7 protein-coding genes are annotated in these 12,358 nt (G+C 72.5%); 3 read left to right on the plus strand and 4 right to left on the minus strand.

The window, feature by feature from the left end; genetic code table 11:
* Nucleotides 1-113 precede the first annotated feature (113 nt).
* Nucleotides 114-1,541, minus strand: coding sequence for a rifampin monooxygenase (rox, locus tag ACZ6B1_RS27885; protein WP_468782786.1), 1,428 nt, complete (start codon nt 1,539-1,541; stop codon nt 114-116).
* Between the two features lie 295 nt (nt 1,542-1,836).
* On the opposite strand from rox, the gene ACZ6B1_RS27890 reads away from it, so the two are divergent.
* Entirely contained in the window at nt 1,837-4,185 is a 2,349-nt protein-coding gene (locus ACZ6B1_RS27890; RefSeq protein ID WP_468782788.1) for a GH92 family glycosyl hydrolase, read from the plus strand.
* An 86-nt stretch (nt 4,186-4,271) separates the two neighbouring features.
* On the opposite strand, the gene lpdA is transcribed toward ACZ6B1_RS27890, so the two are convergent.
* Together lpdA and ACZ6B1_RS27900 are read right to left on the minus strand one after the other, a co-directional pair.
* Nucleotides 4,272-5,684 carry a dihydrolipoyl dehydrogenase gene (lpdA, locus tag ACZ6B1_RS27895; RefSeq protein WP_468782789.1) on the minus strand — a complete coding sequence of 471 codons (1,413 nt, stop codon included), beginning with the start codon at nt 5,682-5,684 and terminating at the stop codon, nt 4,272-4,274.
* 143 nt (nt 5,685-5,827) lie between these two features.
* Nucleotides 5,828-8,038: an FUSC family protein gene (locus ACZ6B1_RS27900; RefSeq protein WP_468782790.1), complete on the minus strand. Its 2,211-nt coding sequence runs from the start codon at nt 8,036-8,038 to the stop codon at nt 5,828-5,830.
* 347 nt (nt 8,039-8,385) lie between these two features.
* Between ACZ6B1_RS27900 and helR the strand changes: the two genes are divergently transcribed.
* Nucleotides 8,386-10,533, plus strand: coding sequence for an RNA polymerase recycling motor ATPase HelR (gene helR / locus ACZ6B1_RS27905; protein ID WP_468783104.1), 2,148 nt, complete (start codon nt 8,386-8,388; stop codon nt 10,531-10,533).
* Between the two features lie 563 nt (nt 10,534-11,096).
* Nucleotides 11,097-11,312: a hypothetical protein gene (locus tag ACZ6B1_RS27910; RefSeq protein ID WP_468782791.1), complete on the plus strand. Its 216-nt coding sequence runs from the start codon at nt 11,097-11,099 to the stop codon at nt 11,310-11,312.
* Nucleotides 11,313-11,351: 39 nt separating this feature from the next.
* On the opposite strand, the gene ACZ6B1_RS27915 is transcribed toward ACZ6B1_RS27910, so the two are convergent.
* Nucleotides 11,352-12,239, minus strand: a complete 888-nt coding sequence (locus tag ACZ6B1_RS27915; protein ID WP_468782792.1) for a restriction endonuclease — start codon at nt 12,237-12,239, stop codon at nt 11,352-11,354.
* Nucleotides 12,240-12,358: the final 119 nt, after the last annotated feature.

Below are 12,358 nucleotides of genomic sequence, written 5' to 3' on the forward strand. Positions count from 1 at the left end.
CCGTGTCCTGTCGGGCGGAGACCGCCCTCGGGCAGCGAAACGGCCCGCCGGTCCCCTCCCGGGGCCGGCGGGAGGGGCGGGCCCCAGCTCTCGGGCGGGAGAATCTCCCACCGTCAGTTGACGGCGGCGCCGAACCACTCGGGCAGTCGGGCGGCCAGATCCCGCTGGTCCTCGCCCACCCAGGCCACGTGACCATCCGGCCGCAGCAGCACGGCGGGTACGTCCAGCTCCTCGCTGACGTCGACGACATGGTCGACCCGGTCCGCCCACCCGGCGACCGACAGCCGGCCGGTCTGGTCGAGCAGCAGCCCGCGCCCCGCGTGCATCAGCGCGTACAGACGCCCCCGCTTCAGCCGCACGTCCCGCAGTCGCCGGCCGAGCAGCGGATGTCCCTCGCCGAAGTCGTAGCGGATCCCGATCGCGGTGATCTTCTCGATCAGGTGGCGGTTGACCTCCTCGAAGTCCATCAGTTCCGACATCAGCCGGCGCACCGCCCGGGCACCGGGTTCGGTGGACATCAGCTCCATCTGCGCGCGGGTGTTGTCCAGCACCGCGGCCGCCACCGGGTGCCGTTCGGCGTGGTAGCTGTCCAGAAGCCCTTCCGGTGCCCAGCCGTTCACCTCGGCGGCGAGTTTCCAGCCGAGGTTGAAGGCGTCCTGGATGCCGAGGTTGAGGCCCTGTCCGCCGGTCGGCGGGTGGATGTGCGCCGCGTCGCCCGCCAGCAGCACGCGGCCGGTGCGGTACCGCTCGGCAAGCCGGGTGGCATCGCCGAAGCGGGAAAGCCGGCGCGGTGAGTGCACGCCGAAGTCGGTGCCGGCGAACACGCGCAGCTGCCGTCTGAAGTCCTCCAGGGTCGGCGGGACCGAGCGGTCCTCGGCCACCCCGTCGGCGGGTACGACGACGCGGTACGCCCCGTCCCCGAGGGGCATCGCACCGAACCGCGTCTGTGTCCTGCGGACCTCGGCCACCACGGCGGCAAGCGTCTTCGGAGGTACCGCTACCTCCATCTCGCCCAACAGGGTCTCGACCCTGGCGGGCTCGCCCGGGAAGCCGACGCCGAGCAGCTTGCGCACCGTACTGCGGCCGCCGTCGCAGCCGACCAGATAGCGCGAGCGCAGCCTTGTGCCGTCGGCCAGTTCGGCGGTCACCCCGTCGTCGTCCTGGGTCAGCCCGACCAGTTCGCAGGCGCGCCGGATCTCGGCGCCCACCTCGACGGCGCGCGCGCTCAGCAGGCGCTCGGTGACGGTCTGCGGGATGCCCAGGACGTAGGAGTGGGCGGTGTCCAGCCGGTCGGGCCAGGACGTGCCCAGGCCGGCGAAGAAGCCGCCGGTTACGAACTTCTGGCCGAGCGCGAGGAATTGCTCCAGCAGGCCGCGCTGGTCCATCACCTCGATGCTGCGCACGTGCAGACCGAGCGCGCGGACGAACGCGGCCGGCTCCGGTTCCTTCTCCAGCACGAGCACCCGCACGCCGTGCAGGCGTAGTTCGGCGGCCAGCATCAGGCCGGTCGGGCCGCCACCGGCGACGATCACGTCGGTCATCGAATCCCCCATGTCCTGGCGGCTTTCGCCTTCGGCCGCGAATTCTGCGGCACGGCAGGGGTCTTGCCGCAAGGCCCCCTGTGCGCTATACGTTGAGAGTGGCAAGGAGCGGCATTCATGACCTCCTTGCCTTTCCTTTTGCCGGCCGCTGTGGACCGGCGGGCCGTCCCCGTCGCGGGGTACGGGCCGGCATCCGGCCTTCGTCGACACTCTTGACGCGTACACGTACAACACAAAGAATGGGCGCGCTGTGTGATCTGACAACGTTGTCTAGCCTCGGGAGGCGTACGCGCCCATGAGTGGGACTCATCCGCGCACGAGTTGGAGCCGGCGCCTACGCGTCGCGGGCACGGTGGTCGCGACGGCGGCGCTGATCGGCGCCGCCGTCGCCGCGCCCACGGCCCAGGCGGCCGCCGCACCGGACGGCCGGCTGACCGCCCTCGTTAATCCGTTCATCGGCACCCAGAACGAGGGCAACACCTACCCGGGTGCGGCCGTGCCCTTCGGGATGGTGCAACTGTCGCCGGACACCGGGCACAACACCGGTTACGACTACGCCCAGAACCACATCCGGGGCTTCTCGCTCGTCCATCTCTCGGGCGTGGGCTGCGGGCTGGGCGGTGACCTGCCCGTCCTGCCGACCACAGGCGACATCACATCGACCGACTACGCCAAGTACCAGGCCGAGTTCAGCCACGACACGGAGCAGGCGAGCCCCGGCTACTACAAGGTGGGGCTGAAGACCGGCATCGACGCCGAGCTGACAGCGACCGCGCGCACCGGTGTACAGCGCTACACCTTCCCCGCCACCGACAAGGCCAACGTGCTGCTCAACGCCGGTCAGTCGCTGCACCGGACGCAGTCCACCAGGGTCGAGGTCCTGGACGACCACACCGTGCGCACCGCGATCACCGGCAGCGGGTTCTGCCAGGACACCAAGCCGTACACGGTGTACACGATCACCCGGTTCGACCGCCCGTTCACCGCGTTCGGCACCTGGAACGGCTCCATCGTCAGCGACGGTTCGAAGAGCGGCCGGGACGGCGCGTACGTCCGCTTCGACACGAGCAAGGACCGGACCGTCGAGGCCACGACCGCCCTGTCGTACGTGGACGCCCACGGCGCCGCGCTCAACCTCCGCGCCGAGGGCGGCCGTTCGTTCCAGCAGGTGCACGCCGTCGCACAGCGCGCCTGGGAGGACCGGCTCGACGACGTACGCGTGCGGGGCGGGAGCGAGACGCTGCGGCGCACGTTCTACTCGTCACTGTACCGGTCCTTCCTCGCCCCCAACATCGGCAGCGACACCGACGGCCGGTACACCGGCTGGGACCAGAGGATCCACCGCGCCCGGGACTTCACGTACTACCAGAACTGGTCGCTGTGGGACACCTACCGCACCCAGTCACAGCTGCTGTCCCTGCTCGCCCCGCGTGAGGCACGGGACATGGCGATATCGGTGATCCGGATCGACGAGGAGAGCGGCTGGCTGCCCAAGTGGGGCTACGGCACGGTCGAGACGAACATCATGACCGGCGACCCGGTCACCCCGTTCCTCACCAACGCCTACCAGCAGGGCCTGCTCAAGGGCTACGAGGACCGGGCCTACCGCGCCCTCAGGAAGAACGCCGACGGGGTACCGCCGGCCGACTCACCGGCGGTGGGCCGCGAGGCCAACAAGGAGTACGTCGCGGACGGTTTCGCGCCCTACGTCAAGGGCCGCCCGCACGTGAAGCCGGGCGACTCGGACTACGACCACGGTGCCTCGGCGACGCTGGAGTACGCCCTGTCGGACGCGATGCTCGCCGAGATGGCCCGCGACCTCGGTCATGACGCGGACGCCGCGCGCTACGCGGCCCGGGCCCAGAACTACCGCCGGATCTTCGACTCCTCGACCGGCTTCTTCCGTGCGCGCGACGCCTCCGGCGCCTTCACCGGTCCGGCCGATCCGGCGCAGAGCGAGGGGTTCCACGAGGGCACTTCCTGGCAGTACCAGTGGCTCGTGCCGCAGGATCTGCCGGGCATGGTCGGCCTGATCGGCGGCAAGCAGGCGGCCAACGAGCGGCTGGACTCCTTCTTCGCCTACGACAAACTGGTCAAGGACCCCGCGGAGACCGCCCGCGAGGTGTGGGTGAACGGCCCGTACGACTACTACAACGCGGACAAGTACAACCCGCAGAACGAGCCTGACCTCATCGCCCCGTACACCTACCTCTCGACCGGCCAGCCCTGGAAGACCACCGATGTGGTGCATGCCGCGCTGACCCTCTTCACGGACACCCCGACCGGCATGACCGGCAACGACGACCTCGGCACCATGTCCGCGTGGAACGTGCTGTCGTCGATCGGTGTCTTCCCCGTACAGCCCGGCTACGACACCTGGGGCCTGTCCACGCCCGTCTTCGAACGGGTCGACCTCACGCTGGACCGCCGCTACTACCCGCACGGGTCGCTCACCGTGACAGCGCCCGGTACCTCCGACGGCAGCCGCTACATCCAGTCGGCGCGCGTCGACGGCGCCCCGTACGGCCGCACCTACGTGACGACGAGTGAGCTGCGTGGCATGCGGTCGCTGGCGTTCACGGTCGGCGCCGAGCCGTCAGAGTGGGGGACCAACGCCCAGGAACGACCGCCGGCGCTCAACTGACCCGACGGGAACCGGGCGTTCAACCGACCCATGAGGGACGGGCCGGGCCGCGGTCACGATCTCCGGATCGTGGCCGCGGCCCGCTCTCACATGTTGATCATGTGGCCGGCCAGGCCGTGCACGGCCTCCTTGACGGCCTCGCCCAGGGTCGGATGGGCGTGCACATTGCGCGCCACCTCATGGACCGTCAGATCCCACTGCTGGGCCAGGGTCAGCTCGGGCAGCAGCTCGGTGACGTCCGGGCCGATCAGGTGGCCGCCGAGGAGCTCGCCGTACTTGGCGTCGCTGATCAGTTTCACGAAGCCCGTGGCGTCGCCGAGACCGTGCGACTTGCCGTTCGCGGTGAAGGGGAACTTGGCGACCTTGACGTCGTGCCCGAGCTCGCGGGCCTGGGCCTCGGTGTAGCCGAAGCTGGCGACCTGGGGCTGGCAGTAGGTCGCGCGCGGGATCATCGCGTAGTCGAGCTCCATGGTCTCCGCGTCGGCGAGGGTCTCGGCGGCGACGATGCCCATCGCCTCGGCGGCGTGCGCGAGCATCAGCTTGGCGGTGACGTCACCGATGGCGAAGATGTGCGGCACTGAGGTGCGGCAGCGGCCGTCGACGTCGATCGCGCCGCGCTCGGTGACCCGTACGCCGGCCTTGTCCAGGCCGTAGCCCTCGACGTTCGGGGCGAATCCGATCGCCTGCAGGACCTTGTCGGCCTCCAGGACCTGCTGTGATCCGTCCTTGGCGGTGACGGTGACCCGCACCTGCGGACCCGACTCGTCGATGGCGTCGACCCGGGCGGAGGTCAGCACGTCGATGCCCAGCCTGCGGTACTGGCGGGCGAGCTCCGCGGACACCTCGGCGTCCTCGAGCGGGGTCATGCGGTCCAGGAACTCGACGATGGTGACCTTGACGCCGTAGTTGTGCAGGACGTACGCGAACTCCACGCCGATGGCCCCGGCGCCCGCGATGACGATGGACTGCGGCAGTTCCTCGGCGAGGATCTGCTCCTCGTAGGTCACCACCCGGGAGGTGCGGCGGGTGCCGGGGAGCAGCTTGGGGGTGGCGCCGGTGGCGATGACGCAGTGGTCGAAGCCGATGGTGCTCGTCGAGCCGTCGTAACCCGCGACCTCCAGTGTGTGCGGGTCGAGGAAGGTGCCGCGGCCGTCGAACTCCGTGATCCCGTTCTTCTTCATCAGGTAGTGGACGCCCTTGACGCGGCCGTCGGCGACCTTGCGGCTGCGGCGGAAGGCCTCGCCGAAGTCGAAGGAGACCTTTCCGTCGACCTTGATGCCGAAGGTCTTCGCCTCGCGCGTGAAGATGTGCGCCAGCTCGGCGTTGCGCAGCAGCGCCTTGCTCGGGATGCATCCCACGTTCAGGCAGACACCGCCCCAGTACTTCTCCTCGACGACGGCGACGCGCTTGCCCAGCTGCGCGGCGCGGACGGCGGCGACATAGCCGCCGGGTCCCGCTCCGAGGACCACGACGTCGAAGCGTTCGTCCAGCTCGGGCATGGGGGTTTCCCTTCCTGTGGAACGGTTCTGGCGACCGGATGTGGGTGACCGGCCTCGAATGGATCATCCACGCGCCCGGACGGCTCACGCAACCGCTTCTTTCCTGACCGGCCGCCGCCGTGGCGCAAGGCGGGCGGATTTCGCTAGTCGCGGGCCCGTGCCGCGGTCTTCGTCGCGGGCTCGGGTGCGGGGCCGGTGCGTGGGATGCGGGCCAGGTCGGTCATCAGCGCGCTCAGCCACGAGAGGGTCGCGTAGTACAGCCGGGGGGCGCCGGGCGGCTCCGCGGTGAGTCCCGCGAGGGCGGGGTCGAGACGGGGCACCGGGGCGGCCGGGGTGTCGCACCCGGGGTCGAGCGCCGCCGAGACGAGCAGCATCCGCCCGGCCACCCGGTCCCCGAGTCCGGCGGCCGACTCGGCGGCGGCCGGGCCCAGCGCGGCGGCCGGCGGCTCCAGCAGCCGTTCGGACCCCCACAGGGTGTGGTGCCCGGCGATGAGTGCGGCCTGCCAGTCCACCGTCGGCAGCGCCGCCCCTCTCCCCCGCCCCCCGAAGAGCGTCGGCTCACTCTGGAACTGGGCGTAGGCGGACTCGGCGAGGATGACCGCCCGGTGCAGCGAGCGGTGGCCGGACACCGCGAGCGGCGCGGCGGCCACCGGGCCCCCGGCCGCCACGTCGGCGCTTGTCGCCACCACGATCTCGGCCGCCCTGCGCAGGAGTTCCGCCGCCGCGTGGCGCAGCTCGTCGTGAGCGCCGCGGGGCCACGCGAGCAGGCCGAACACCGCCCCGATCGCGCTGCCGACCAGCACGTCCAGCAGGCGGACCTCGGCCAGCCGCCAGGTCGGCGGCGCGAGCTGGGCGAAGACCAGGGCCACGAGCACCGTGAACAGGCCCTGGGCCCAGCCGACGCCCTTGACCGGGCCGAGGGTGAAGGCGAGGAGCATCCACAGCGGGAGTACGGCGGCGTAGATCTCGGTGTGGGCACCCACCAGGGTCAGCAGTCCGGCGGTCAGCAACGCTCCGGCCAGGGTGCCCCCGAGCGCCCGGCGGATGGTGCTCCAGGTCTCGTCCATGGTGGTCCGGGTGAGGGTGAGCGTGGCCAGCATCGCCCAGAATCCATGGGGCAGCGTGTCCACACCGGCGATGAGCCGGGCGGCGGTCAGGGCCAGGGCGATGCGCACCGCGTTCTGGAAGAACACCGACCGGCGCCCCGCATGGCCGCGCACCCGGTGCCACCACAGCGTCGGAGCCCGGCTCGTGGCGTACCAGAAGCGGGCCGGTGGCACCGGCACCGACGCCCGCCGGCCCCGTACCGCGAGGTCGGCCGCCGTGGCCATGGCCAGCGCGGCGTCGGCGATCTCCAGTACGGCCGCGTGCCGGCGCAGTACGGCGGGCGGGAAGACCGGCGGGTGCGCGCCGCCCGTGGCAGCGGCCTCGGCGGGCGCGGGGCCGGCGGACGTGGCCGCCAGGTGGGCACGGGCCGCGGCCAGTTCCTCGTAGGCGGCAACGGGCGCCGGCCCCGATCCGAGGCTGTTCGCGGTCCCGGTGGACAGGCCCGCCACCGCGCGCAGGACGGCGGTCACCCGGGGGCCCTGGTCGTCGCCGGGCAGGGTGGTCAGTTGTGCCAGCCGGCTGAGCAGGGTCCGGGTGGCCAGGCCGGTGTGGGCGAGGGCGCGGTCGCGCAGCCCCGGTCCGGCGGGGCGTTCCGCCTCCGGCACGGTCAGGGGCCGCAGCGCCGCACCGGCCTCCCGGGCGGCCCCGCAGTCCGCTCCGGTCAGGGCGTACGGGGGCGCGGCCAGCAGGGTCGCGCAGTGGGCCGCGGTCCGTGCGGCGTGGGCGGCCCGCTCCCGGTACGACGGCGGTGAGGGCTCGGGGAGGAGCAGCGCCTCGGCGGCGATGAGCAGGGCCAGCCCCGTCGTCGTACCGAGCAGACGTTCGCCGAGCGAGCCGGGATCGTACGGCGGGAAGGAGGGCAGGATGTACAGCAGTTGCAGGCCTGGAGCCGCGCCGGCCGGGCGGGGACCGCCCACGGCCGTGAAGGCGAGGACGAAGCCCACGATCAGCATGCCGGCGACGGCGCTCCAGGTCCGCACCGACAGACAGGTGCCGACGATCACCAGCAGCCAGCACACCGGCAGCGCGCGCAGTCCGGTCGCGGCCCGCTGCCGTCCGGTGCCGGGGATCCTGGACAACCCGCCCAGCGCCACGGCGGAGAACAGGGCGTACGTCGCCGCGACGGGGAGGCCCAGGCCGTAGCGGTAGACGAAGAATCCTGCCGCGGCGACCAGCGTCACCCGTACCGCTCGGCGGCCCGAGGCGGCGTAGGCCGCGGGGATGCGGCCGGCTGGGGCACCACACACGCTTACAGAATCCCGCACCGTCCGGTGCCCGGCACGCGCAGCGGTCAGGGTGCCCGCGAGGAGGCGGACCGAGGAGGCGGACCGCGCGCCGACCGGGAAAAGGAAGCGGGCAAAAAGAAAGGGAAAGGAGGTTTCCCAGTCCTTTCCACTCTCAACTTATAGCGCACCAGGGGGCTTGCGGCAAGGCCCCCGCCGTACCGCACAATTGCCGGCCGAAGCCACAACCTGCGGAAACACAGGAATCGCGAAGCCCGGCCGGTGTGGCCGGCATCGGTGCGTGTGAGCACGCCCAACCGGTGCCGGCGCGCTCGGTGCGGCCGCGGTCCGGAAATGCGGAGCTGATCATCCTGAACCCCCTGACCACCAGTGCGTTCGACCTCCCCGACCGCCTTTCCGCGAAGGCCGATCCGCGGCTGATCGCCGACGACGAGCGGCATTTCTCGGCCGTCTCCGAGGCGCTCGCGCAGTCGATCGCCGAGGTCTCCGAACGCCTCGACGCCGAGCGCAGGGCGCCCGGTGGCGCGGGCCGGCAGGCGATGGACCGGGACGCGGAGATCCACCGGCTGACCGCTCGGCTGCGCGCGCTGCGGCGCTTCGGACTCGACCTCTGCCTCGGCCGCATGGTCGGTACGGACAGCCCCGAGCCGGTGTACGTCGGCCGGCTGGGCCTGACGGACAGCGAGGGGCGCCGGCTGCTGGTGGACTGGCGCTCCCCCGCGGCCGAGCCGTTCTTCGGAGCCACCCACGCCAACCCGATGGGGCTGGCGAGCCGCCGCAGGTACCGCTGGTCCCGCGGCCGGATCGGCGACTACTGGGACGAGGTGTTCGCGGCGGACGGTTTCGCCGGGCACGCCGCGCTCGACGACCAGTCCGCCTTCGTCGCGAGCCTCGGCGGCAACCGGTCGGCGCGGATGCGGGACGTGCTCGGCACCATCCAGGCCGACCAGGACGCCGTCATCCGTGCGGGATCGCGGGGTGCTCTCGTGGTCGACGGTGGTCCGGGAACGGGGAAGACGGTCGTCGCCCTGCACCGGTCCGCCTATCTGCTGTACTCCGACCCCCGCCTGGGGCACCGCCGGGGAGGCGTGCTGTTCGTCGGCCCGCACCGGCCCTACCTCGCCTACGTCTCGGACGTCCTGCCCAGCCTCGGTGAGGAGGGGGTGCAGACCTGCACCCTGCGGGACCTCGTCGCCGAGGGGGCGGAGGCGGGGACCGAGGCCGATCCGGACGTGGCCCGCCTGAAGTCGTCGGCGGACATGGTGAGGGCGATCGAGACGGCCGTCAGGTTCTACGAGGAGCCGCCGGCCGAGGAGATGACGATCACGACCCCCTGGTCCGACGTCCGGGTGGGCGCCGGCGACTGGGCCGTGGCGTTCGAGTCGGCGGATCCCGGCACCCCGCACAACGAGGCCCGCGACCAGGTCTGGGCGGAGCTGCTCACGATCCTGGTGGACAAGCACGGCGGCGGCGCCCCGGCCGAGGCGCTGCGCACCGCACTGGGCCGCGACAGGGACCTGCTCACCGCCTTCGGCCGCGCGTGGCCGCTGCTCGAGGCGGCCGACCTCGTCGCGGACCTGTGGTCGGTCCCCGCCTACCTGCGACTGTGCGCGCCCTGGCTGAGCCGCGAGGAGGTCCGCAGGCTGCAGCGCGCGGACGCACGGGCCTGGACGGTGTCCGACCTGCCGCTCCTGGACGCGGCTCGGCAGCGGCTCGGCGATCCGGAGGCCTCGCGGCGCAGGCGCAGGCAGGAGGCCGCTCTGGCCGCCCAGAGCGCACGCATGGCGCAGGTCGTCGACAGCCTGGTCGAGGCCGATGACGACGGCGAGGGCCTGGTGACACAGCTGCGCCGGGCGGACCTGCGGCGGAACCTGGTCGACGAGTCCGAGCTGCCCGCCACCGAACCCGACCTGCTCGCGGGCCCGTTCGCGCACATCGTGGTGGACGAGGCCCAGGAACTGACCGACGCGCAGTGGCAGATGCTGCTGCTGCGCTGCCCTTCCCGGAGTTTCACCATCGTCGGGGACCGCGCCCAGGCCCGGCAGGGGTTCAGCGAGTCGTGGCGGGAACGGCTCGAGCGGATCGGGTTCGACCGGATCGAGCAGGCCTCGTTGAGCATCAACTACCGCACCCCGCGGGAAATCATGGCCGTGGCCGAGCCGGTCATCCGGGCCGTGCTGCCGGACGCCAACGTGCCGGTCTCCGTCCGCGGCACCGGGGTCCCGGTCATGCACGGGCCGAGGGCGGACCTGGGCGCGGTCCTGGACGCCTGGCTCGCCGCCCACGCCGACGGCATCGCCTGTGTCATCGGGGATCCCGCCTTCCGGGCGACGTCCCGTGTGCGGTCACTGACCCCGGAGCTGGCGAAGGGGCTCGAGTTCGACCTGGTCGTCCTGGTCGATCCGGCGGAGTTCGGCGACGGGGTCGAGGGTGCGGTGGACCGCTATGTCGCCATGACCCGGGCGACCGGGCAGCTCGTGGTCCTCACGGGCCCCTGAGCCGGGCTGCCGCCGGGGGGGCTCCGTGCGGGGCCCGCTAGTGAGGGCGGCTCGGTGCGGGGCGGGCGAGTGCGGCGGCCTGGTGGGGCGGCTCCATGCGGGGCGGGCTGGTGCGGCGGCCTGGCGGAGCGGTCTGGTGGGGCGGCTCCATGCGGGGCGGGCTGGTGCGGCGGCCTGGCGGAGCGGCTCCATGCGGAGCGGGCCGGTGGGCACGCATCCGCGGCGAGGACGGCCGGCGGCGACATGGGCCGGCGGCGGGGGCCGGCGGCCACCGGTCGGGGCGAGCCGGGTGGCCCTGTCGGGCTGGTGGGCGCGGTCGGTGCGGGTGGTCCGGTGGATTCGGGTGGCTCGGGCGATGAGCCCCCGGGTGCCGCGGCAGCGGATCCAGCCGGGCGCCGGTGAGCTGCGGCGGGTGCCGGAGGAGCGGCGGCGGGGCTCCGTGCCAGGGCGGGACGGCGGCGGGGCCATCAGGGTGGTCGCAGGCCGTGTCGGGCGGCCGGCGTGGGACCCGTTGGCCATGCTGGAGCGCGAGCTGCCCCTTCCCGGCGAACAAGGAGCACGGTATGCCGACGGACCCGGTGGGACGTTTCCTCGTGGCCCTGGACCCGGAGCACCGGGAGGCCGTGGCCGCCAGGCCCCGCGAGGAGCAGGAGCGGCTCGCGGCGGCCTGGGAACGGGAGCTGGAGGCGGACACCGAACTCGACACCCTCGACGAGCTGTCCCCGCCGGCCGCGGAGGCCGAGGCTGCCCGTCGCGTCCTGGAGTCCGAAAGCGACTAGCGGAGGCGTCCTCGGCACCGCGGCGTGCTCCACCGCCCGTCAGACGCCGGGTTCCGCGAGCTCCCAGGGGCAGGGTCCGGTGCCGTCGGTCCAGGCACTCAGCTCCGCGCCGTTGACGCACAGGATCCCGCACTGCTGGGCGTACTCGAGGGCCGGTGCCGTGAAGTCGCTCGTCGTGACCACCACCGCTATGTCGGCCTCGTGGACGGTGAAGCAGGTACCGCCGAAGCGCTGCATGTCCTGCGAGCCGACCTTGTTGGTGTCGCAGTAGCGCTTGCACTGGATGACCACCCGCCGGCCGTCCGGGGTGACCGCTGTGACGTCCGCGCCCAAGTCGCCCGCGCCGCCGACCACTTCCACCTGCCGGCAGTCGTCACGGGCGCACAGATCGGCTATGGCCTGTTCGAAGGCGTCGGGGTCGAGCTCGGCGTGATCGACCACGTCGTCGAGGGGGACGGTCGCCTCCTCGCCACCGGGCCCGAGCGGCCCGGTGCCGGGGTACATGACCTCCGCACCCGGGCTGTCGGCCTCGCTCGGTACGCCGAACGGCGGGGCCGGCGCCGCTACCGCGGCTCGCCCCTCGATCGACTCGGCCGGAGCCGGAATCCGGGCCGGGGCGGGGGCGCGCAGCGTGTCGGACGCCTTCTCGGCCGCCGCCTCCAGGGTCTCGGTGGCGCGGCGCGCACATCTCGCGACGGACAGACGCCGCCACCGTGAGCGGCCCATCAGCGCCGCCGCGAGGCTCACCAGGGCCAGTGAACAGGCCCAGAACGGACGGCGCTCGACGATATCGACCGCGGTACGGGCCACGAAGCTCATGACGCACAGAATGATCGCGAGCAGGACGAAGAACATGGCGGTCGTCCGCAGATCGAAGCGCCGCCGGTCACGGTCGACGGGACGGAAAGGGCGCGCGGGGACGGTCATGCTGGGCTTCCCTCCGGGAAACGACGACGAAGATCACCCGGCTACGCGTGCCCAAGATCGTCGACTTCAACGGTGGTTGTGGACCACCCGGCGGGAACGCCCTGTCCCCCCCGTCGCGA

Source organism: Streptomyces sp. NPDC041129, assembly GCF_055592265.1.

Coding starts and splice junctions, on each gene's coding strand:
- ACZ6B1_RS27890 (WP_468782788.1), top strand. CDS start 1,837: ATGAGTGGGACTCATCCGCGCACGAGTTGGAGCCGGCGCCTACGCGTC.
- rox (WP_468782786.1), bottom strand. CDS start 1,541: ATGACCGACGTGATCGTCGCCGGTGGCGGCCCGACCGGCCTGATGCTG.
- ACZ6B1_RS27910 (WP_468782791.1), top strand. CDS start 11,097: ATGCCGACGGACCCGGTGGGACGTTTCCTCGTGGCCCTGGACCCGGAG.
- ACZ6B1_RS27915 (WP_468782792.1), bottom strand. CDS start 12,239: ATGACCGTCCCCGCGCGCCCTTTCCGTCCCGTCGACCGTGACCGGCGG.
- lpdA (WP_468782789.1), bottom strand. CDS start 5,684: ATGCCCGAGCTGGACGAACGCTTCGACGTCGTGGTCCTCGGAGCGGGA.